At 66.6% G+C, this 20346-nt stretch carries 24 protein-coding genes; 6 read left to right on the forward strand and 18 right to left on the reverse strand.

Annotation, left to right across the window (positions count from 1 at the left end; translation table 11 throughout):
• Nucleotides 1-3: 3 nt before the first annotated feature.
• Nucleotides 4-741 carry an LssY C-terminal domain-containing protein gene (locus tag Q0316_RS00175; RefSeq protein WP_298667848.1) on the reverse strand — a complete coding sequence of 246 codons (738 nt, stop codon included), beginning with the start codon at nt 739-741 and terminating at the stop codon, nt 4-6.
• A 159-nt stretch (nt 742-900) separates the two neighbouring features.
• On the opposite strand from Q0316_RS00175, the gene Q0316_RS00180 reads away from it, so the two are divergent.
• From Q0316_RS00180 to glnA, 3 genes are all read left to right on the forward strand, one after another.
• Nucleotides 901-3075, forward strand: a complete 2175-nt coding sequence (locus tag Q0316_RS00180; RefSeq protein ID WP_298667851.1) for a PQQ-dependent dehydrogenase, methanol/ethanol family — start codon at nt 901-903, stop codon at nt 3073-3075.
• A 208-nt stretch (nt 3076-3283) separates the two neighbouring features.
• Entirely contained in the window at nt 3284-3622 is a 339-nt protein-coding gene (locus tag Q0316_RS00185; protein ID WP_174836063.1) for a P-II family nitrogen regulator, read from the forward strand.
• A gap of 74 nt (nt 3623-3696) precedes the next feature.
• Nucleotides 3697-5109 carry a type I glutamate--ammonia ligase gene (gene glnA / locus Q0316_RS00190; RefSeq protein ID WP_298667858.1) on the forward strand — a complete coding sequence of 471 codons (1413 nt, stop codon included), beginning with the start codon at nt 3697-3699 and terminating at the stop codon, nt 5107-5109.
• Nucleotides 5110-5312: 203 nt separating this feature from the next.
• Here the strand turns inward: glnA and Q0316_RS00195 are convergent, their stop codons facing one another.
• From Q0316_RS00195 to Q0316_RS00205, 3 genes are all read right to left on the reverse strand, one after another.
• Nucleotides 5313-5762, reverse strand: coding sequence for a hypothetical protein (locus tag Q0316_RS00195; protein ID WP_298667861.1), 450 nt, complete (start codon nt 5760-5762; stop codon nt 5313-5315).
• Nucleotides 5763-5833: 71 nt separating this feature from the next.
• A complete protein-coding gene (locus Q0316_RS00200) occupies nt 5834-6571 on the reverse strand; it encodes a TorF family putative porin (RefSeq protein ID WP_298667863.1) in 738 nt (245 codons plus the stop codon).
• Nucleotide 6572: 1 nt separating this feature from the next.
• Nucleotides 6573-7010: a hypothetical protein gene (locus Q0316_RS00205; RefSeq protein ID WP_298667866.1), complete on the reverse strand. Its 438-nt coding sequence runs from the start codon at nt 7008-7010 to the stop codon at nt 6573-6575.
• Nucleotides 7011-7195: 185 nt separating this feature from the next.
• On the opposite strand from Q0316_RS00205, the gene Q0316_RS00210 reads away from it, so the two are divergent.
• Entirely contained in the window at nt 7196-8509 is a 1314-nt protein-coding gene (locus tag Q0316_RS00210) for a M20/M25/M40 family metallo-hydrolase (protein ID WP_298667869.1), read from the forward strand.
• On the opposite strand, the gene Q0316_RS00215 is transcribed toward Q0316_RS00210, so the two are convergent.
• Nucleotides 8491-8643, reverse strand: a complete 153-nt coding sequence (locus Q0316_RS00215; protein WP_298667924.1) for a hypothetical protein — start codon at nt 8641-8643, stop codon at nt 8491-8493. The two genes, Q0316_RS00210 and Q0316_RS00215, sit on opposite strands and share 19 nt — an antisense overlap.
• 134 nt (nt 8644-8777) lie before the next feature.
• Here Q0316_RS00215 and purS point away from each other — a divergent pair, with 134 nt between their 5' ends.
• Together purS and purQ are read left to right on the forward strand one after the other, a co-directional pair.
• Nucleotides 8778-9020 carry a phosphoribosylformylglycinamidine synthase subunit PurS gene (purS, locus tag Q0316_RS00220; protein ID WP_298667875.1) on the forward strand — a complete coding sequence of 81 codons (243 nt, stop codon included), beginning with the start codon at nt 8778-8780 and terminating at the stop codon, nt 9018-9020.
• Complete coding sequence (gene purQ, locus Q0316_RS00225) at nt 9017-9682, forward strand: phosphoribosylformylglycinamidine synthase subunit PurQ (RefSeq protein WP_298667877.1); 666 nt, start codon at nt 9017-9019, stop codon at nt 9680-9682. The genes purS and purQ overlap by 4 nt, the downstream gene beginning before the upstream one ends.
• A 175-nt stretch (nt 9683-9857) precedes the next feature.
• Here the strand turns inward: purQ and nadA are convergent, their stop codons facing one another.
• From nadA to Q0316_RS00290, 13 genes are all read right to left on the reverse strand, one after another.
• On the reverse strand, nt 9858-10844 hold the full coding sequence (nadA, locus tag Q0316_RS00230; RefSeq protein ID WP_298667881.1) for a quinolinate synthase NadA: 987 nt from the start codon (nt 10842-10844) through the stop codon (nt 9858-9860).
• Nucleotides 10845-10876: 32 nt separating this feature from the next.
• Nucleotides 10877-11641: a hypothetical protein gene (locus Q0316_RS00235; RefSeq protein WP_298667884.1), complete on the reverse strand. Its 765-nt coding sequence runs from the start codon at nt 11639-11641 to the stop codon at nt 10877-10879.
• A gap of 86 nt (nt 11642-11727) precedes the next feature.
• A complete protein-coding gene (locus Q0316_RS00240; RefSeq protein WP_298667887.1) occupies nt 11728-12426 on the reverse strand; it encodes a DUF4230 domain-containing protein in 699 nt (232 codons plus the stop codon).
• The gene (locus tag Q0316_RS00245) at nt 12408-13265 is read right to left on the reverse strand and encodes an MBL fold metallo-hydrolase (protein ID WP_298667921.1); all 858 of its coding nucleotides are present in this window, start codon (nt 13263-13265) and stop codon (nt 12408-12410) included. Before Q0316_RS00245 ends, Q0316_RS00240 begins: the two co-directional genes overlap by 19 nt.
• A gap of 109 nt (nt 13266-13374) precedes the next feature.
• Nucleotides 13375-14970, reverse strand: coding sequence for a M56 family metallopeptidase (locus Q0316_RS00250; protein WP_298667890.1), 1596 nt, complete (start codon nt 14968-14970; stop codon nt 13375-13377).
• On the reverse strand, nt 14967-15335 hold the full coding sequence (locus tag Q0316_RS00255) for a BlaI/MecI/CopY family transcriptional regulator (protein ID WP_298667893.1): 369 nt from the start codon (nt 15333-15335) through the stop codon (nt 14967-14969). Before Q0316_RS00255 ends, Q0316_RS00250 begins: the two co-directional genes overlap by 4 nt.
• Before the next feature lie 276 nt (nt 15336-15611).
• Nucleotides 15612-15938 carry a Grx4 family monothiol glutaredoxin gene (gene grxD / locus Q0316_RS00260; RefSeq protein WP_298667896.1) on the reverse strand — a complete coding sequence of 109 codons (327 nt, stop codon included), beginning with the start codon at nt 15936-15938 and terminating at the stop codon, nt 15612-15614.
• A 28-nt stretch (nt 15939-15966) separates the two neighbouring features.
• The gene (locus Q0316_RS00265; protein ID WP_298667899.1) at nt 15967-16200 is read right to left on the reverse strand and encodes a BolA family protein; all 234 of its coding nucleotides are present in this window, start codon (nt 16198-16200) and stop codon (nt 15967-15969) included.
• Nucleotide 16201: 1 nt separating this feature from the next.
• Complete coding sequence (locus Q0316_RS00270; protein WP_298667903.1) at nt 16202-16525, reverse strand: DUF1476 domain-containing protein; 324 nt, start codon at nt 16523-16525, stop codon at nt 16202-16204.
• 127 nt (nt 16526-16652) lie between these two features.
• Nucleotides 16653-17654 (reverse strand): NADPH:quinone oxidoreductase family protein, encoded by a 1002-nt coding sequence (locus tag Q0316_RS00275; protein WP_298667906.1) that lies wholly within the window; start codon nt 17652-17654, stop codon nt 16653-16655.
• 113 nt (nt 17655-17767) lie between these two features.
• On the reverse strand, nt 17768-18361 hold the full coding sequence (leuD, locus tag Q0316_RS00280; RefSeq protein WP_298667909.1) for a 3-isopropylmalate dehydratase small subunit: 594 nt from the start codon (nt 18359-18361) through the stop codon (nt 17768-17770).
• 156 nt (nt 18362-18517) lie between these two features.
• Nucleotides 18518-19948, reverse strand: a complete 1431-nt coding sequence (gene leuC, locus Q0316_RS00285) for a 3-isopropylmalate dehydratase large subunit (RefSeq protein WP_298667912.1) — start codon at nt 19946-19948, stop codon at nt 18518-18520.
• A gap of 86 nt (nt 19949-20034) precedes the next feature.
• Nucleotides 20035-20346 (reverse strand): CoA-transferase (locus Q0316_RS00290; RefSeq protein ID WP_298667915.1); only part of this gene is annotated, 312 nt, incomplete at its 5' end.

Here is a 20346-nt window from a genome sequence, read left to right on the forward strand (position 1 = left end):
CGCTCAGCACCCTGCCCCATCAAGCCGATAGACGTGGATCATCCCGTCGGTGAAATATCTGTCCCCGCCACCGTTGCGATGCCAGCCGGGCGGGATGCGTGAGGGGAATGCGCCCGCCAGTTGCGCGCCGCTCGCCCGCAGCAGCGCGCCGGCGGCGTCGCGTTCGTCGTCCACCTGCGGGCCGATGTGGTGGGTGATCTGGAGCGTGAACAGGCTGAGGCCGACGCCGCGATCGAATGTCGCCGCCGCCATCCAGTCACGCGGGGCCACGCGCCAGAAGCGGATATGGTGGCGCTTGTCGGCGCTTTTCCCCGCATCGCGCTGGAACGCGAATTCCTGCGGCGCGTCGGCGAAATAGAGCGGGCTGACCGGCGCCTGCGGATAGGGACGCGCGAACAGCACGCTCGCCGCGATGCCGAGGCCGGAGCGCAGATCGACCGGATCGGCGAGCGACCAGCCGGCGCGGCGGAACGCGCATTCGATCGCGCCACGCTCCCCGCGCAGACGCAGGTTGATCGGATCGCCGGGGATATCCTGCGCGGTATAGGAGATGATCTGATCGCGCCGGCCGATCAATTTGTGTTCGTGATGGCTCCACAGCCGCGGCAACCCGCCATAAGCAAGCGCGATCCACAACGCCGGCAACCCGACAAGCACGAACGCGGCGATCGTCGCCCAATGCCAGCGGCGTAACCGGCGCGCGCGGCGCGGTCGCATCGGTTCGGCTGGAGCGCGGTGCATCGCTGGAAGCTGGCGCGGTTTGCGCGCGACGGCAATGACCTTGCGCCAATCGGGGCGCGATTAAACGACGCGACTTAAATCCCTTTCCTTCGCCTTCGTCCTGCGCCACCATCCCCGCCGACGACTCCGGACAAAACCATGGAGCGGGGGGAGAGGCTTATGCGGAACGGTTTCGCGCTGGCGGCGATCGCGGCGCTGCTCGCATCGTGCGGCGGCAACAACCAGCCGGCGAAAAGCGGCGCATCGGGGGTCGGCAAGGTCGACGGGGCGCTGCTCACCACCGGCGGCGACGGCAGCGACTGGGCGATGACCGGGTTCAATTATTCGGAAACGCGCTTCTCCCCGCTCACCCAGATCAATGCGGATAATGTCGGCAAGCTCGGCGTCGCATGGTTCGCCGACATGCCGGACGCGCGCGGGCAGGAAGCCACGCCGATCGTGATCGACGGCAAATTGTTCGTCACCGGCCCATGGTCAAAAGTGTTCGCCTATGACGCGGTGACCGGCAAGCCGCTGTGGACCTATGATCCCAAGGTCGATCCGCAAAAGGGCGTGCAGGCGTGTTGCGATGTGGTGAATCGCGGCGTGGCGGCGTGGAAGGGGCGGCTCTATCTCGGCACGCTCGACGGGCGGCTGATCGCGCTCGACGCGGCGACGGGCAAGGAGGACTGGTCGGTCCAGACCACCGACAAGGCCAAGCCCTATACGATCACCGGCGCGCCGCGCGTGGTGAAGGATATGGTGCTGATCGGCAATGGCGGCGCGGAATTCGGCGTGCGCGGCTATGTGACGGCTTATGATGCCGCGACGGGCGCGAAGAAATGGCGCTTCTACACCGTCCCCAATCCCACCGGCGCGAAGGACAATGAGGCATCCGACGCGGCGATGGCGAAAGCGGCGCCCACCTGGTCCGCCAACGGCCAGTGGAAGCAATCCGGCGGCGGCGGCACGGTGTGGGATTCGATCGTCTATGATCCCGAACTGGATCAACTCTATCTCGGCGTGGGCAACGGCTCGCCCTGGAACCACGGCCTCAGATCAGAGGGCAAGGGCGACAATCTGTTCCTGTCCTCGATCGTCGCGCTGAAGCCGGAGACGGGCGAATATCTGTGGCATTATCAGGAAACGCCCGCCGAAAGCTGGGATTTCACCGCGACCCAGCCGATCAACCTCGCCACGCTCACGATCGGCGGCAAGCAGCGCAAGGTGCTGATGCAGGCGCCGAAGAACGGCTTCTTCTACGTTATCGACCGCACCAACGGCACGCTCATCAACGCCGGCCAGTTCATCCCCGGCGTCAACTGGGCGAGCGGGTATGACATGAAGACCGGGCGGCCGATCGAGAATCCGGCGGCGCGTTATTACAAGACGGGCAAGCCGTTCCTCGCCGTGCCGTCAGCGATCGCCGCGCATAACTGGCAGCCGATGAGCTTCAATCCCAAGGCCGGCCTCGCCTATATCCCGGCGCAGATCGTCGGCGCGGGCTATATGGCGAGCAGCGATCCGCTCGATCAGGCCAAGCCGATCGGGTTCAACGTCGGCGAGAATCTCGGCGCGCTGATGTATCCGCGCGACGCCGCGACGATCAAGGCGGCGACGGCGGGCGCCACGGGCCTGCTGGTGGCGTGGGATCCGGTGGCGAACAAGCCGAGATGGACGGTGAAATATCCCGCGCCATGGAACGGCGGCACGATGACCACGGCGGGCAATCTCGTCTTCCAGGGCACCGCGCTGGGCGAGTTCCGCGCTTATGCCGCCGATACGGGGAAGCAATTGCTCGCCTATCCGGTCGGCACCGGGATCATGGCGGGGGCGGCGACCTATATGGCCGGGGGCACGCAATATGTCGCGGTGCTCGCCGGGCGCGGCGGCGCGCTGCCGCTGTCGATCGGCTATGCCATCGGCAAGGCGGCGGAGGTGCCCAACCATCCACGCCTCATCGTGTTCAAGCTGGGCGGCACGGTGGCGCTCCCCGCCACCACCGCGCCCGACAGCGCGGCGGTGCCGCTGCCGGCGGCGAGCGGCACGCCCGAGCAGGTGGCGCAGGGCCGCGCGCTGTTCGGTCGATACTGCCAGGTGTGCCATGGCGCGTCGGCAGCCGGCGGCGGGGGCGTGCTGCCCAACCTGCAACGCTCCGGCACGCTTGGCAATGCGGATGGGTGGAAGTCTATTGTGATCGACGGCGCGCTCAAGGATCGGGGCATGGTCAGCTTCGCCAAGGTGCTGACGCCCGATCAGGCGCAATTGATCCGCCTCTATGTGATCGACGAGGCGCATTGGGCACGAAAAAACCTGAGCACCAGCGGGGCGGCCCCGGTCGCCCCCGCCAGGTGACCGGAGGCGGCGGCGCGCTCCCCCTCCTCTGCGCGCCGCTGCCTCCGAAACCGGCAGCCACTGCCTTTCTGCCCAATAATCAGGCAGAAACTATTGCCCCGGCGCACCCGAGTCGTCGCCTTGCCCTTCGCGCGCCCGACTGGCACGTTCGATGCAATGCCGTTCGCATACGGTGTGGCCGTTCAGAAATTGGGGTGGGCGTTTTCGCGTGAAGAAGATCGAAGCGATCATCAAGCCGTTCAAACTCGATGAGGTGAAGGAGGCGCTCCACGAAGTGGGCGTTTCCGGCATCACCGTCACCGAGGCGAAGGGCTTTGGCCGGCAGAAGGGCCATACGGAGCTTTATCGCGGCGCCGAATATGTCGTCGATTTCCTGCCGAAGGTGAAGCTTGAGGTCGTCGTCGAGGACGGCCTTGTCGAGCGCGTCGTGGAGGCGGTGGCGCAAGCCGCCCAGACGGGGCGGATCGGCGACGGCAAGATATTCGTCATCCCGGTCGAAACCGCGCTGCGCATCCGCACCGGGGAGCGCGACGACGACGCGATCTGATCCGCCGCATCATATTGTGAACCTCCGCCGGCACGCCAGCGCCGGCGCAATTTACTGACGAAGGGCATTCTATCATGGCAACTACGGCCAGCGACGTTCTGAAGCGCATCAAGGATGAGGAGATCGAATGGGTCGATCTTCGCTTCACCGATCCCAAGGGCAAGTGGCAGCACCTGACGATGTGCGCCGGCGTGCTGGGCGAGGATGAACTGACCGACGGCCTGATGTTCGACGGCTCGTCGATCGCCGGGTGGAAGGCGATCAACGAATCCGACATGACGCTGAAGCCCGATCTCGACGCGATCTACACCGATCCCTTCTCGGCCACGCCGATGCTGATCCTGATCTGCGATATCGTGGAGCCGGCGACCGGCGAGCTTTATTCGCGCGATCCGCGCTCCACCGCGAAGCGCGCCGAATCCTATCTGAAGACGCTCGGCATCGGGGACACCGTCTATGTCGGCCCCGAAGCCGAATTCTTCATGTTCGACGACGTGCGCTTCGAGAACAGCTATTCGACGAGCTATTACAAGATCGACGATATCGAGCTGCCGGGCAACACCGGCCGCGAATATGAGGGCGGCAACCTCGGCCACCGCCCGCGCGCCAAGGGCGGCTATTTCCCCGTCGCGCCGGTCGATTCGGCGGTCGACATCCGTGGCGAGATGGTCTCCACCATGCTCGAAATGGGCCTGCCGTGCGACAAGCACCACCATGAGGTGGCCGCCGCGCAGCACGAACTGGGCCTGATGTATGGCACGCTGACCACCACGGCGGACCGGATGCAGATCTACAAATATGTCGTGCATCAGGTCGCCCATGCTTACGGCAAGTCGGCGACGTTCATGCCCAAGCCGATCAAGGAAGATAACGGCTCGGGGATGCACACGCACTTCTCGATCTGGCAGGGCAGCAACCCGCTGTTCGCGGGCAACGGCTATGCCGGCCTTTCCGACATGTGCCTCTATTTCATCGGCGGCATCATCAAGCACGCCAAGGCGCTGAACGCCTTCACCAACCCGTCGACCAACAGCTACAAGCGGCTGGTGCCGGGTTATGAAGCGCCAGTGCTGCTCGCTTATTCGAGCCGCAACCGTTCGGCCTCGTGCCGCATCCCTTATGGCGCGGGCGCCAAGGCGAAGCGCGTCGAGGTGCGTTTCCCGGACGCGCTGGCGAACCCGTATCTCGCTTACGCGGCGCTGATGATGGCCGGGCTCGACGGCATCCAGAACAAGATCCATCCCGGCGACGCGATGGACAAGAACCTCTACGATCTGCCGCCCGCCGAACTGGCGCAGGTGCCGACGGTCTGCGCGTCGCTGCGCGAGGCGCTGGATTCGCTGACGGCGGATCATGAATTCCTGCTCAAGGGCGATGTCTTCTGCAAGGAGCAGATCGAATCCTATATCGAGCTGAAGTGGGAGGAAGTCGCCCGCTGGGAAATGACCCCGAGCCCGGTGGAATATGATATGTATTACAGCGGGTAAGGCGCGACCGCGCTCGCGCCGGTCCGCGCAGCGGAGACCCGCTGACGGCCGGCGTCGCGCCTAGCGACGACCGACGGCGCGGCTTTGCCGCGCCGTTTGCGTTTGGGAAAACCGCTCCCCCGATCGCACCGAACGGAACCCACCCCGTTCGGCACGATACAAAACAAACCGGCGCGCCCGCTCCCCGGCCCTACCCCGCCCTATCAGTACCGCGCCGGATCGGGCGTCGGCGCATTGCACGCCGCGGTGTTGCCATGGTCACACGCAGCGACCTGCCGCCGCCAATCGGTCATCGCATCGGCATAAGCGCGCTCCTGCCGGGCATAACGCGCATCGTTGCGCGCGATCTGGCGATGACGCGCGCGCCGCGCCTGACGATAGACCTGGATATCGGCGGCATATTGCGCCGCATCCACCTGTTGCACCGCCGTCTGCGCCGAACTCTCGGCGAGCGCGGCGCGGTTGGCGGCCACGACGCCGGGGCGACCGGCGGCGTCGATCGCCTCGGTGCGTGCGCTATCCTTGTCATAGCCGCGATCATAGGGCAGCGGCGTATGCGGCGCGTCGAGATCGGGCGCGGGCATGTTCTGGGCGATCGTCGGCGCGGCGACGGCGAGTGTCGTCCCCGCGATCAGCAGCGGAAGAATGCGCATCGCAAAAAACCTCCTGACGAGATGCGATTCAACCGCGCGCGCGGACGAGAGGTTCCCGCCGCACCGCCCCTTCAGAACGAGAAGCTGGCGCGCGCCGTCAGGCGGTCTCCGCTGTTGCGCGCATCGGCATAGGGCGACGGCATCGCCCGCCGCACATCGGTGCCCGAATAATCCAGCCCGAGCGTCAGCGGGCCGGTGATGCGGCGCACGCCGATCAGCCAGTCGCTGTAATTGCCGCCGGGCCGCAGCCGCGCCGCGCGCAGCGGATCATCGACCGAGCCGGACGAATGGCCGATGCTGGCGTTGAAGGTATAGGGCGTCGCCGGCAGCCCGAATTGCGCGCGCGCGGAAACGTATAGATTGTCGCCGCCGATCGCGCTTTGTGACGGGGCGTAGCGCGCATCCGCGCCGATCTGCGCCGGGCCGAGCTGATAACTCAACCCCAGCCCGCCTTCGACATAATCCATGCCCCCGCGCGCGCCGGTGAACAGATGCGCCACCACGAAGCCCTCGCCGCGAAAGCCCATGCCGAGATCCATGCCATAGCCGAGCGATCCGTCGATCACCGCATCCGCCCCGCCGGCGCGCGGGCTTTCGCGCAGGCCCGTGACGCGCGCGCCGATATCGAAGCCCGACGGGAGTTGGAGCGACAGCGAGGCCGATGGCGCGAGCTTCCCCTCGCTCCAGCTTATGCCGCGACGCCGCTCGTCCGTCGCGACATCGACCGAGCCGCCGACCGACACCTGCGCGGCGGCGGGCAGCGCGGCGCAGGCGAAAAGCGCGGCGGCAAGGCATTCGGCGTGGCGCATGTCAGTCCCCGATATCGCCGTTGGCGTCGTTGAGTTCGGCGGCCAGAGTCTCGCGGTCCCGCGCCGCTGCGTCAATCATATGCGCGCGCAGCCGATCGGCCCGGCGCGCCACTTCACCCTTGATCGCTCTGCCCGCGCCTTCGCACCAGCCGGCGTAACGGCCACGCAGCGGGGCTTCATCCACCGCGATATCGCGCGCCAGCATATGCCCGGCGGGATGCAGCGCCTCGCGCCGGACGCTGATCCGTGCCGTCCAGTCGCAACGCAGCGTATTCGCCCGGCCGGGCGCGCCCGCCGTGCCCGCCTGCCGCCGCTCCACCTCGATCGTGCCGCGATAGATCGCATCCACCGTGCCGCCGCGATGATCGACGCTCGCGCGATGCAGCTCGATCACCTCGCTTCCGCCGAGCAACAGCCCGGCCACGAGCAACCACGTCATTCCCAGTCTCCGTTTCCGCGTTTCGCAGCGCCGAAGTGGCCGCGCCGGGTGGCGCGTTCAACCGATAGCGCGGCGGGGCAACAATTCCTCACAGGCGGGCCATGTTGGCGATCGTGCCGCGTGGCGATCGACAAAGCCGCCGCCACGCGGCACGATCGCGCGCGACACATTCGGGGGTTCGCCACATGATTATCCGTTCCGCGCTTGCCACGCTCGCGCTGTTGCTCGCCACCGCCGCGACGAGCCCCGCCGAACAGAAGATGCGCGCATCGGTAACGGTGGACGCAGCCCGCAACGAGGCGCTGCTCGAACGGCTGGTGAAGCAGAATTCGGGCACGCTCAATCTGCCGGGGGTGACGGCGGTGGGCGAGATGATGCGCGGCGAGCTTGCCGCGCTGGGCTTTGACGTGAAATGGATCGACATGCGCGCGACGGGCCGCGCCGGGCATATCGTCGCGACGCACATCGGCAACGGGCGCGGCAGGCGCATCCTGCTGATCGGCCACCTCGATACGGTGTTCGAGCCATCCAGCCCCTTCACCGGCTTCAGGCGCGAGGGCAGCCGCGCGATCGGGCCGGGCGTGGGCGACGACAAGGGCGGGCTGGTCGTGATCGTCGCCGCGCTGCGCGCGATGAAGGCGGCGGGCACGCTGAAGGATGCCGATATCAAGGTGGTGCTGACCGGCGACGAGGAACGCGCCGGCACGCCACAGGATGCCGCGCGACGCGATCTGATCGAGGCGGGCAAATGGGCCGATGTCGCGCTGGAATATGAAAATGTCGCGACCGAGAACGGCACGGATTACGCCACCGTCGCGCGGCGCGGATCGCTGACGTGGGAAATAGTCGCAAATGGCAAAACAGGCCATTCGAGCGGGGTGTTCGGCAGCACGCTCGGCTATGGCGCGATCTACGAACTGGCGCGCATCCTCGATACGTTCCGCCGCGAGCTGCCCGAAAAGAACCTCACCTATAACGTCGGCGTGATGGCCGGCGGCACCCCGGCGGCGATGGACGCGGCGGGCCTTGTCGCGACGGGCACCGGCAAGCCGAATATCGTCGCATCCGATGCGGTGGCACGCGGCGATCTGCGCGCGCTCACCCCCGAGCAGGAGGCGCGGATACGCGGGCGGATGCAGGAAATCGTGGGCCAGCATCTGCCGGGAACCCAGGCGACGATCGCCTTTTTCGAAGGCTATCCGACGATGCCGCCGACCAACGCCAATCGCGCGCTGCTGGGCGAGCTTAACCGCGTCAACCGCGATCTGGGGCTCCCGGAAATGCCGGAATATGATCCCTCGCGCCGGGGCGCCGCGGATTCGAGCTTCGTCGCGGCGGACGCGGTGACGATGGGCGGCCTGGGCGCGTCGGGCGGCAATTCGCACGCCGATGGCGAGTGGGTCGATCTCGCCAGCCTGCCGCGACAGGCGTTGCGCAGCGCCGCGCTGATAAGCCGGCTCGCCGCCCGCCCGCGCACCGTTCAATCCCTGAAGCGATAGCCGATGACGACACCGCACGCGAACGCGACGAGCAGCGCGAGGCTCACCCGCCCGTGCGGATCCTCCCAGCCGAAATAATCCGCGCCGAATGCGAACAGCGCGATGAACAAAGCCGTGGCGATACCTGAGATCATACTACGATCCTCACTCCCACGCGCGCGATCATCGCAGAACATGGTTGATTTTGAGTAACCGCGTATCCGGCGACGCGATCAGGTTCGGCAGCGCGAGGTTGCGGCGCGGCGCGCGCTACGGCATAGGCGCGGGCATGAAGCTCCGCATCCATGTGACGCTCAAGCCCGGCGTGCTCGATCCGCAGGGCAAGGCGATCGAACACGCCCTTGCCGGCCTTGGCTTTTCCGGGATCAACGACGCCCGCGTCGGCAAGCTGATCGAGCTGGACGTCGCCGATTCGACCGACGATTCGGCGATCGACGCGATGTGCCGCCAGCTCCTCGCCAACACGGTGATCGAAAATTATCGCATCGAGCATCTGGAGCCGGCAAAATGAAAACCGCGGTCATCGTCTTTCCGGGATCGAATTGCGATCGCGATATCGCGGTCGCGCTGGAAGCGGTGACCGGGCGCAAGCCGGAAATGGTGTGGCATCGTGACAGCGAACTGCCCGATGGAATTGGCCTGGTGGCGCTGCCCGGCGGCTTTTCCTATGGCGACTATCTGCGTTCGGGCGCGATGGCCGCGCGATCGCCGATCATGCGCGCGATATCCGATGCCGCGGCGAAGGGGATGCCGGTGCTCGGCATCTGCAACGGCTTTCAGGTGCTGACCGAGGCGGGGCTGCTGCCGGGCGCGCTGATGCGCAACGCCGGGCTGAATTTCGTGTGCCGCGATGTGGCGCTGACGGTGGAGAATGCGCAATCCGCCTTCACCAGCCGCTATGCCGCCGGCGAGCGCATCGTGATCCCGGTGGCGCATCACGACGGCAATTATTTCGCCGATGCCGCGACGCTGGACCGGCTTGAGGGCGAGGGCCGCGTCGCGTTCCGCTATGCCGAAAACACCAACGGCAGCGCGCGCGCGATCGCGGGCGTGCTCAACGATGCCGGCAACGTGCTGGGCATGATGCCCCACCCCGAACGCCGCATCGAGGATGCGCACGGCGGAGACGATGGGCGTCGCCTGTTCGAAGGATTGCTGGAACTGGTGGCGTAACAGCCTCCCTGTAAAGCCCCTCCCCTCATCTTCTTCTCCTCTCCCTTGAACAAGGGAAGGGTCGGGGGTGGGTTGGCCCGCGGGAATACCGGCGCACCTGCCTCATACCCACCCGCCCCCAGCCCCTCCCTTCATCAGGGAGGGGAGCCAAGGGAAAGTAGGCGGTTACCGGCGGTTACCGCTTCGGGCCGAGATCGCCCAGCCCCACCGTGCCGCTCGCCATCGCCAGCATCGCATCGAGGCTCTTTTTCGCGCCGAGCCGTAATTCCTCGTCCATCTCGATGCGCGGCGCCAGATCGCGCAGCGCGACGTAGAGCTTCTCCATCGTGTTGAGCGCCATATACGGGCAGATATTGCAATTGCAGTTGCCGTCCGCGCCGGGCGCGCCGATGAACTTCTTGCCCGGCAGCGCCTTTTCCATCTGGTGGATGATATGCGGCTCGGTCGCGACGATCAGCGTGTCGCCCGCGAACGACCGGGCATATTCGAGGATGCCGCTGGTCGAGCCGACATAATCGGCATGATCGAGGATCACCGCCGGGCATTCGGGATGCGCGGCGATCGGCGCGGCGGGATGCTCGGCGCGCAGCTTGAGCAACTCGGTTTCGCTGAACGCCTCATGGACGATGCACACGCCCGGCCACAGGATCAGATCGCGCCCCGTCTTGCGCGCGAGATAGCCGCCAAGGTTGCGATCGGGGCCGAAGATCACCTTCTGATCCTTGGGGATCTGCGCCAGAATCTTTTCCGCCGAAGACGAGGTGACGATCACGTCGGACAGCGCCTTCACCGCCGCCGAGCAGTTGATATAGGTCAGTGCGATCGCATCCGGGTGCTGCGCGCGGAACGCGGCGAACTGATCGGGCGGGCAGCTATCCTCAAGGCTGCACCCGGCATCCATATCGGGCAGCACGACGATCTTGTCCGGCGACAGGATCTTCGCCGTTTCCGCCATGAAGCGCACCCCGCAAAAGGCGATGACATCGGCGTCCGTCGCCTGCGCCTTGCGGCTCAAATCAAGGCTGTCGCCGACAAAATCGGCGAGATCCTGAATCTCCGGCTTCTGATAATAATGCGCGAGGATGACGGCGTTGCGCTCCTTGCGGAGGCGTTCGATCTCGGCGCGCAAATCCAGGCCGCGCAAATTGGTGGGCTGTTCCATGCCCTGTCAGATGGACCGCCCGGCCCTCGCAATCAAGGGAATGGCGGATATGCCAGCGGCGGAATTTGCGCCCCGACCGTGCCCTCGACCAGCGCGCCATAGAGCGACAGCGCCATCGCCGAGGTGGCAGCGACCTCCATCAGCAACTGGTTGGCGAGAAGCACGCCCATCCCCCACCACCACGCCGGATGAACGCGCCCGGCGCTGCGCTGATCGTGGATCGCCCCGGCGAGCGGGAACAGCATCACCCCCGCGAAAACCGCCCATGCCGCCCATGGGATCAGCAGCGGACCGGGCAGCAGCCGCCCGAACGCCGGCGCGGTCAGCCCCGCCATCGCGCACGCCATCAGCCGGCGATGCCAGTCACTCTGGCGGCGCATCGCCAACCCCGCGGCGAACAGCCCCGCGAAGCAGAGGACGGTGAGCGAATCCATCACCACGAAATAGAGCGGGCGGAAGAACGGCGGCACGCGCCCCTCGCGCACCAGCCGCAGCGTGACGGTGATGCCCAGCACCACCATCACCGATGCCCAGCCGACCCCGATCCAGCCGATCCGGCGATGCAGCGCGACATTGCCGGTGAACACCAGCGTGTTTTGCAGCAGATAGAAGAACGTCCAGCCGAAGAAGACGAAGGCATGGGCATGGATGATGAGCGGCGCGGCAAAGGTCGATCGCACCATCGCGAACTGCATCACGAATCCCGCGATGAGCGTCACCGTCATCGCCACCGCAAGAAAGAAGAAGAACCGCCGATCCCCGGCGATATCGAAACGGACCGAAGCGCTCGTCGCCACCGCTTGCCTCCCCCAAGAAGCCGATAGACTGCGCGACCGTTTTTTTTATCTTGTACGTGGGCTTATATCTCAGTCGCGCAGCGCGCTCAACGCCTGTTGCTGAGCACCTCCTCCAGGCTGCGGCTGACATCCCAATGTTCGTCGCTGCGGATCGGATCGTCCGCGAAGCGCACGTTCACGGTAGCGTCGATCCCGGCGGCCCTGAGCGGCATGGCGAAGCTGCGCTCCACCGCGCGACGGGTGGCGTCCTTCGCCATGTTCATCATCGGGGCGGCGCGCGCCTGGCGCAGCAATTCGGCCTGCCCCGCGTTCCGGTTCGCCGCATCCAGCGTCTCGCGCGCCGGAGTGAGCGCCATCAGCACGCCGCCCGAGCCATAACTGCGGATCGCATCGAGGTCGATCGCCGGCGCGGTCACCTCCACGGCGGGCAGGCGCACCGACAGCGTCTTCGTGGCCGCGTCCCACGCCACGTCGCGCTGCGAGAGGCGACCGAGATCGACCTCGTAGCGCACCATGCCGGGCATGATCGTCGTGCGTTCCGCGCTCAACCCGAATTGCGATTGCTTCGAGGTGACGACCGCGACGAACCGCGCCGCGAAAGCCGAAAGCCTGTTCTGCTCGCGCAACCCCGCCAAACTCCCGCTGGCGATTGTCGTCGGATCGGGCGTGAGGCGCGCGGCGACATAGCGTTGCGCGAGCCACCAGCCGCCGCCCGCGAGCAGCAGCAGGATCGCCAGCGCCGCGAGAAAATCGACCGCGAACGGCCTTACGCGACGTTCCGCCATATCCCTGCTTCCGACGCGATGACGCCGCGCCGCTCAAGATCGACGAGATGCGCCAGCACCGATTGCTCCGCCGCGCCAACCAGGCGCCGGTCGATCCCGACATACATTTTCTCGACCATCGCCGGCACCGCGCCCGTACCCTCGCCGATCAGCCGCAGGATCTGCCCCTCGCGCTGCTTGCGATGGCCGAGCAGCCCGCGCACCAGCCGCTGCGGCTTTTCCACCGCCTCGCCATGGCCGGGATAATAGACCCGATCGTCCCGCTTCATCAGCTTTTCGAGGCTCGCCATATAGGCGCTCATGTCCCCATCCGGGGGCGAGACAACGCTGGTCGACCAGCCCATCACATGATCGCCGGAAAACAACGCCCTGGTTTCCAGCAGCGCGAAGGCGAGATGGTTGGATGTGTGGCCCGGCGTCGCGATCGTCTCCAGCGTCCAGCCTTCACCCGTGACGCGATCGCCCTCCGCCAGCACGCGATCGGGGGCGTAATCCGCGTCGAACGCCGCATCGGCGCGGGGAACGTCGCTCGACACATGGAAGGGCGCCGCCCCGACGATCGGCGCGCCCGTTTCCGCCTTCAGCCGGATCGCCGCGGGCGAATGATCGCGGTGATGGTGGGTGATGACGATCGCGCAGACCGGACGCCCCGCGATCGCCGCAAGCAACGCCGCGTGATGCGCCGCGTCCGCCGGGCCGGGGTCTATCACCGCGAGATCGCGGGCGCCGACGATATGCGTCTGCGTGCCGGTGAAGGTATAGGGCGACGGATTGGGCGCAAGAACCCGCGTAACGAGCGGTTCGAGCGCGATCGCGATGCCGGTCGGTGGCTCGTCCATCCGCGCGAGATGGCGGCTGAACGCCCGCATGGCAAGGGAAAGCGGCACAAAACGGCCGGCCCCACCTTATGCGGTGATGACCGGCCGACCGGCTCCTCCCCCGGTGCGATCAATCCTTGCCCGGCTCGTCCCGCGCCATTTCGGCGATGTGCCGATCGAACTCGGCAAGCGTTTCGCGGCGCGCGTCTTCGGGCATGTTGCGGTTCGCCGCGATCGAGGCGCGGGCGGCGCGCAACCCGGCGATCGCGCCGGCCATCGCCTGATGCCTGATCGCCACCGTATCGACCGCCGCCATCCGCGCGTCGATCCTCGCGCGCCGCTCCCCCTCCGCGTCCGCGCGGGGAATACGGTCCGTGCAGATCACCACGGTGGGATGGCCGTTCTCGCTGCCGCGCATCGTCATCCGCGCATCGCCGCCACCGTCTCCGCAATCACGTGACACCACCGACGGCGCGGCGGCCAGGGCGCGCGAGACGCGGCGATCAATCTCCGCGCGTGACGGCGGCGCGGGTGGTGCGGGTGGCGCCCGCATCATGTCAGGTGTCGGCGGGATCGGGGGCTGCGGCGGGATCGGGGCGGGATGGTCCGCGATATAGGCGTCTGCGTCCGCGCCTTCATAAACCTGCGTTTCGCCATCGCGATGGATCACCACGCGGTGCGCGCGCTCGCCCGGCGCGGCAGGCACGGGCACCGGCAATGGCGGCGGGGGACGCAGCAGGTCGGCCGGCCGGATCGCGTCGATATCCACCCCGGTGGCGCGCACCACGCCAGCGCGCATCTTCGCGGCGGTGGCGGTGCCCGTGGCGGTGATGCCGAGCGCGGCGGCGCCCAGCGCGGCGATGCTCACCGTGCCGGCAAGGATGCGGGCGCGGGTGGCGGGTGTCGAAAGCATCCGCAACCTCCCCTTCAAATCATCGACATTGTGCAGATGGCAGGCGGCGGCAATCGCCCCGCCATGCGCCGCCTTGACGATGGCGCAAGCGTAAGCGTGCCGCTCGGCGGCGCTGCGCCCGGCGAGCACGCGCGCGTCGTTCGCCATCTCCTGATCGGCGCGATAGGCGCGGAAGGCGAACCAGGCGAGCGGGTTGAACCAATGCAGCGCGAGCACCGCCAGCGCGATCCAATTGGCGATCAGATCGCCGCGCGCATGGTGGCCGAGTTCATGCGCCAGCGCCAGTTCGCGCTCGCTTTCGTCATAGCGGCCAGCGAAATCGCGCGGGAAGGCGACGAAACGCCGCACGATCCCGAAGGCAAGCGGACCAGCCGCCGCCGGGCTGGAGACGATCGTGACGCCGCCGAGCGTATCGAGCGGGGTCGCGGCGGCCAGCAGCCGGCGGCGGAAACGGACATAAGCGGCGCATTGCCAGGCGATGAAGCCAAACGCCCCCACCCCCCAGGCGATCACCGCCGCGCCGCCGATCAGCGCGGCGAAATCGCGCCCGGCGGGCAGATCGACGCCAGCGGCGGGCAGGATCATCCACGACACCTGCCGCCCCATATCGCCAAGCGGCGCGGCGATCGGCGGCACCATCCCGTCCCGCAACGTCGCGGGGAGCGGCGGCAACACCAGCCGCAGCACCGGCAGCAGCCACAGCGCATAAGCCACCGGCGCGCCGAACGCGCGGCGCACGGGAATGCGGATCGCCAGCACCAGCGCGATCAGCACGGCCGAAGCGATCAACGCTTCCACCGCCCAGCCGATCATTGCTTCAGCGCCTTCAGCAGCGCCTCGATCTCGGCGATGTCCTGTGCGGAAAGTTCATCACGCTCGGCGAGATGCGCGACCAGCGGGGTGAGCTTGCCACCGAACAGCCGGTCGATCAGCCGGCGCGATTCACCGGAAACATAATCGCCGCGCTGGACGGCGGGGCGATAAAGATAACGCCGGCCATCCTCCTCATGCGAGACCGCGCTCTTGGCGAGCAGCCGGCCAAGCAGGGTCTTGACGGTGTTGACGCTCCAGCCGCGATCGGGGCCGACGCGCTCGGCCACCTCCTGCGCGGTGAGCGGGGATTCATCCCACAGCACCTCCATCACGGCATGTTCGGCATCGCTGATCCGCTCGGCCACGATTCGGCATCCTCTCACTGACTACGCATGTGATTGCACCGATTACACTTGTGGTCAATAGCGCGGTCAAATGAAGCGAAAAGTGTCGGGGAAATTTACAGCCGGCAATCAATGCGAAATCGCGTTAACCATTGCGCAGCCCGATTTTGCTACGATTCATTGCGGCTGGCACGCGCGCTGCATCGTGATTGGGGCACCGAGCGTTAAAGTCCAAAACGCTTCAGCAGGGTGGGTGCGTCGCTTCTTTCGATCTCGCGACGCCCCGCCCTCACCCGGTCATTCAGCCTTGGCCGAGCCTTCGAACAATTCAGCCAGTTCGCCCGACTCGTACATTTCCATCATGATGTCCGAGCCGCCGACGAATTCGCCGCCGACATAGAGCTGCGGGATGGTCGGCCAGTCCGAATAGGCCTTGATCCCCTGGCGGATGCCCTGATCCTGCAACACGTCGACGCTTTCGAATTCGACATTGAGATGCTGGAGGATCGCCACCGCGCGGCTGGAAAAGCCGCATTGCGGGAAAAGCGGGCTGCCCTTCATGAACAGCACCACGGGATTGTTCTTCACCACCGCATCGATGCGGGCCTGCACGTCTTCGCTCATCGCCGGTTCCTCAATAAATCGCTCGCCGTTATTTCGGAACGGCGGTGGTAAGCTGCAAGGCGTGGAGGACGCCGCCCATGCGGTCGCCGAGAGCCGTATAGACCGCCTGATGCTGCTTCACGCGCGACAGCCCCGTGAACGACGCGCTGACGACGCGCGCCGCATAATGATCGCCATCGCCGGCGAGATCGGTGATCTCCACCTCCGCATCGGGAATCCCCGCCCGGATCAGTTGGGCGATGTCGTCAGCCGCCATCGGCATGTTATTGCGCTTCCATCAACTGGCGGCGCGCCTCGACCGATTGCTCCTCAAGCGCGCGGCGCACGGCGGCTTCGTCGATATCGACCCCCGCGGCGGTGAGATCGCCGAGCAGCTTGCGCACCACATCATCGTCGCCCGCTTCTTCCAGATCGGCGTGGATAACCGTCTTGCCATAGGAATCCGCTTCCGCCGGCGTCAGTTTCATCAAATTCGCCGCCCACTGGCCGACAAGGCGATTGCGCCGCGCGACAACACGAAAGGCCATTTCCTCGTCGCGCGCGAACTTGGACTCGAAAGCGCGCTCGCGATCGTTGAAGGTGGTCATGTCTGCTCCCAATAATTCCGAGCCATCGAGATAGAGAGGGAGCAGCCCATAAGCAACGCCGGGGGAAAGCCGCGCCGGAAATGCGCCGGCAAGCGCATTTCACGACATCAGCCCCCCGGTCGAAGGCTCAATCGGCGACGCGCACCACCAGCTTGCCGATCGCCTGCCGCCCGCCAAGCCGCGCGATCGCCTCGCCGCCCTTTTCCAGCGGAAAGACCTCGGTGATCTTCGGCGCGATCTTGCCCGCCGCCCACAGATCGAACAACTGCCCGATATTGGCGCGGTTGCGCGCCGGCTCGCGCGCCGCGAACGCGCCCCAGAACACGCCGCAGATGTCGCAGCTCTTGAGCAGGGTCAGGTTGAGCGGCAGCTTGGGGATACCGGCGGGGAAGCCGATCACCAGATAGCGCCCCTCCCATGCCATCGCGCGCACCGCCGGCTCGGCATAATCGCCGCCGACCGCATCATAGACGAGATCAAAGCCGTTCGGCCCCGCCTTCGCCTTGAACGCATCGGCAAGCGCCTTGGATTCGTCCTTGGAGAATGGCGCGCGGCCATAGACGATCACGTCGTCCGCCCCCGCCGCGCGCACCGCCTGCGCCTTTTCCTCCGACGAAACCGCGCCGACGACGCGCGCGCCGAACGCCTTGCCCAGTTCCACCGCAGCCAGCCCGACGCCCCCGGCGGCACCGAGCACGAGCAAGGTCTCGCCCGGCTTGATATGCCCGCGATCAATCAGCGCGTGGATCGTCGTGCCATAAGTGAGCAGCATCGAGGCGCCCTCCTCGAAGCTGCGCGCCGCCGGCAGCGCATAGAGCCCCGCTTCGCGGATCACGACCTTCTCGCTCAGGCCGCCCATGCCGGTATTGCCCATCACGCGATCGCCGGGCCTGAACGTGGTCACGCCCTCGCCAACCGCTTCGACCACGCCCGAAATCTCGCCACCCGGCGCGAACGGGCGCGGCGGCTTGAACTGATATTTGTCCTCGATCACGAGCACATCGGGGAAGTTGATCGCGCACGCCTTCACCGCGACCAGCACTTCGCCCGGCCCAGGCATGGGATCGGGCAGTTCGCCGATCGTCAGAGTTTCCGGTCCGCCGATCGCGGTCGACAATAATGCGCGCATTTCCGCTCCTTCTCTCCGCACGAACGCGCCCCCTCACGAGGTCACGCGGACGTTTTCGAATTGACGGTATCGTCTTGGAGCGTACGGCGCGGCGCGTCCAGAGGGTTTGCGCGCTATGCCGCGCGGCGGCTCACCCAGCCACGCGCCGCGTCGATTTCCGTTTCATAGCGGGAGATCGCGGCATCGCGCTCCATCGTCAGGCCGATCTCGTCCAGCCCGTGCATCAGGCATTCGCGACGAAACGGATCGAGCGAGAATGCGAACCGATCCTGATAAGGCGTCGTCACCGTCATGCTTTCGAGGTCAACCGTGATCGGATCGGTCTTCGCCGCCTCCAACAGCCGGTCGATCGCTTCCTGCGGCAACACCACCGTGACGATGCCGTTCTTGAACGCATTGCCGGAGAAGATGTCGGAAAAGCTCGGCGCGATCACCGCCTTGATGCCCAAATCATTGAGCGCCCAGGCGGCATGTTCGCGGCTGGAGCCGCAGCCGAAATTGTCGCCCGCGATCAGGATCGGGGCGCCAGTATAGGCCGGATCGTCGAACACATTGCCCGGCACCGCGCGCACCGTTTCAAACGCGCCACGGCCAAGCCCGGCGCGGGTGATCGTCTTCAGCCAGTGCGCCGGAATAATCACATCGGTATCGACGTTCTTCTGGCCCCATGGATAGGCGCGGCCGGAAACGCTCGTCACGGCTTCCATCTTGTCACTCCTCGCACGCGCGGATCAGCGCGCCATCTTATTCTTCGCCACAACCGGGGGCTTTCCGATCGCGGCATAGGCCGCGACCCCGGCAAACAACGATCCGGCGATCAGCAGCAGCAGCACCTTCTTCATCGCCTCTCCCCTCCCTTCCGATTATCGCATCAGTTCGCGCACGTCGGTGAGCCGGCCCTTGACCGCCGCCGCCGCCGCCATCGCGGGCGAGACGAGATGGGTGCGCGCACCCGGCCCCTGCCGCCCGACGAAATTGCGGTTGCTGGTGGAGGCGCAACGCTCGCCCGGCGGCACCTTGTCCGGGTTCATCGCCAGGCACATCGAGCACCCCGGCTCACGCCATTCGAACCCGGCAGCGGCGAAGATACGATCGAGCCCCTCGGCCTCCGCCTGCCGCTTGACCAGGCCCGAGCCGGGGACGACCATCGCGCGCACGCCATCGGCAACACGCCGCCCGTCGGCGACCGCCGCTGCCGCGCGCAGATCCTCGATCCGGCTGTTGGTGCAGCTACCGATGAAGACGTGCTGGATCGCCACATCCTCCATCCGCGTGCCGGGGGTGAGCCCCATGTAATCGAGCGACTTGCGCGCCGCCGCCTGTTTGGAAGGGTCCGCGAAACTCTCCGGATCCGGGACGATGCCGGTGATCGGCACCACGTCTTCCGGGCTGGTGCCCCATGTCAGGCCCGGCGCGATATCGCTCGCCGCCAGCACGACGCGCCTGTCGTAACTCGCCCCCGCATCGGTGGCGAGCGAGCGCCACCAGGCGACCGCCTTGTCCCATTCCGCGCCCGCCGGGGCCATCGGGCGCCCCTTCAGATAGGCGAAGGTGGCATCGTCGGGCGCGATCATCCCGGCGCGCGCGCCGCCCTCGATCGACATATTGGCGATCGTCAGCCGCCCTTCCAGCGACATGGCGCGGATCACGTCGCCGGTATATTCGATGACATGGCCGGTGCCGCCCGCCGCGCCGATCCTGCCGATGATCGCGAGGATCACGTCCTTCGGGCTGACGCCGAAGCCGAGCGTGCCATCGACGCGCACTTCCATCGTTTTCGATTGCGACAGCAGCAGCGTCTGTGTGGCGAGCACATGCTCCACCTCGCTGGTGCCGATGCCGAACGCCAGCGCGCCCAGCGCGCCGTGCGCCGAGGTGTGGCTGTCTCCGCACACCACCGTGGTTCCCGGCAGGGTGAAGCCCTGTTCAGGCCCGACGACATGGACGATGCCCTGTTCGGCGGCCAGCGCGTCGATATAGGGCACACCGAATTCCGCGACATTGTGGCGCAGCGCGGAAAGCTGCGTTGCGCTTTCGGGATCGGCGATCGGCAGTTCGTTGCCCGCCGCATCGACGCGCGGCGTGGTCGGCAGGTTGTGATCGGGCACCGCCAGCGTCAGATCGGGGCGACGCACCTTGCGCCCGGCGGCGCGAAGCCCCTCGAACGCCTGTGGGCTGGTGACCTCATGGACGAGGTGGCGATCAATATAGATCAGGCAGGTGCCGTCATCGCGCCGTTCGACGACATGCGCGTTCCAGACCTTTTCGTAGAGCGTGAGCGGGCGACTTAACATGATAGCTATGCATTAACCGCAAACGGGGCCTGCACGAAACCCCGTTTGCGGGCGTTTATCGCAAAGAAATTGCCCGTGCCCCCGGCTCAGCCCTCCAGCGCCACCTCATAATGCGCCGTCGTCTTGGCCGCGACCTCATCGGCGGTGACGCCCGGCGCCAGCTCGATCAACCGGAACGGCGAATTGTGATCGTGGCGCTGGAACACCGCAAGATCGGTGACGATCATATCGACCACGTTCCGCCCGGTGAGCGGCAGCGTGCAGGCGGGGATGAACTTCGGATCGCCGTTCTTGCTGCTATGCTCCATCACGACGATGATCTTCTTGACGCCCGCGACGAGATCCATCGCGCCGCCCATGCCCTTGATCATCTTGCCGGGGATCATCCAGTTGGCGAT

The organism is uncultured Sphingomonas sp. (assembly GCF_937871615.1).
GTDB lineage: Bacteria > Pseudomonadota > Alphaproteobacteria > Sphingomonadales > Sphingomonadaceae > Sphingomonas.

Excerpts from the sequence above, each read along its gene's own strand:
- Q0316_RS00200 (WP_298667863.1), bottom strand. The coding sequence starts at position 6,571 with ATGCGCCACGCCGAATGCCTTGCCGCCGCGCTTTTCGCCTGCGCCGCG.
- glnA (WP_298667858.1), top strand. The coding sequence starts at position 3,697 with ATGGCAACTACGGCCAGCGACGTTCTGAAGCGCATCAAGGATGAGGAG.
- leuD (WP_298667909.1), bottom strand. The coding sequence starts at position 18,361 with ATGGAAGCCGTGACGAGCGTTTCCGGCCGCGCCTATCCATGGGGCCAG.
- leuC (WP_298667912.1), bottom strand. The coding sequence starts at position 19,948 with ATGTTAAGTCGCCCGCTCACGCTCTACGAAAAGGTCTGGAACGCGCAT.
- Q0316_RS00180 (WP_298667851.1), top strand. The coding sequence starts at position 901 with ATGCGGAACGGTTTCGCGCTGGCGGCGATCGCGGCGCTGCTCGCATCG.
- Q0316_RS00175 (WP_298667848.1), bottom strand. The coding sequence starts at position 741 with ATGCACCGCGCTCCAGCCGAACCGATGCGACCGCGCCGCGCGCGCCGG.
- Q0316_RS00240 (WP_298667887.1), bottom strand. The coding sequence starts at position 12,426 with ATGGCGGAACGTCGCGTAAGGCCGTTCGCGGTCGATTTTCTCGCGGCG.
- Q0316_RS00215 (WP_298667924.1), bottom strand. The coding sequence starts at position 8,643 with ATGATCTCAGGTATCGCCACGGCTTTGTTCATCGCGCTGTTCGCATTC.
- nadA (WP_298667881.1), bottom strand. The coding sequence starts at position 10,844 with ATGGAACAGCCCACCAATTTGCGCGGCCTGGATTTGCGCGCCGAGATC.
- Q0316_RS00210 (WP_298667869.1), top strand. The coding sequence starts at position 7,196 with ATGATTATCCGTTCCGCGCTTGCCACGCTCGCGCTGTTGCTCGCCACC.
- Q0316_RS00265 (WP_298667899.1), bottom strand. The coding sequence starts at position 16,200 with ATGCCGATGGCGGCTGACGACATCGCCCAACTGATCCGGGCGGGGATT.
- Q0316_RS00195 (WP_298667861.1), bottom strand. The coding sequence starts at position 5,762 with ATGCGCATTCTTCCGCTGCTGATCGCGGGGACGACACTCGCCGTCGCC.
- Q0316_RS00250 (WP_298667890.1), bottom strand. The coding sequence starts at position 14,970 with ATGATCGGCTGGGCGGTGGAAGCGTTGATCGCTTCGGCCGTGCTGATC.
- Q0316_RS00245 (WP_298667921.1), bottom strand. The coding sequence starts at position 13,265 with ATGGACGAGCCACCGACCGGCATCGCGATCGCGCTCGAACCGCTCGTT.
- grxD (WP_298667896.1), bottom strand. The coding sequence starts at position 15,938 with ATGAGCGAAGACGTGCAGGCCCGCATCGATGCGGTGGTGAAGAACAAT.
- Q0316_RS00275 (WP_298667906.1), bottom strand. The coding sequence starts at position 17,654 with ATGCGCGCATTATTGTCGACCGCGATCGGCGGACCGGAAACTCTGACG.
- purQ (WP_298667877.1), top strand. The coding sequence starts at position 9,017 with ATGAAAACCGCGGTCATCGTCTTTCCGGGATCGAATTGCGATCGCGAT.
- Q0316_RS00270 (WP_298667903.1), bottom strand. The coding sequence starts at position 16,525 with ATGACCACCTTCAACGATCGCGAGCGCGCTTTCGAGTCCAAGTTCGCG.
- purS (WP_298667875.1), top strand. The coding sequence starts at position 8,778 with ATGAAGCTCCGCATCCATGTGACGCTCAAGCCCGGCGTGCTCGATCCG.
- Q0316_RS00205 (WP_298667866.1), bottom strand. The coding sequence starts at position 7,010 with ATGACGTGGTTGCTCGTGGCCGGGCTGTTGCTCGGCGGAAGCGAGGTG.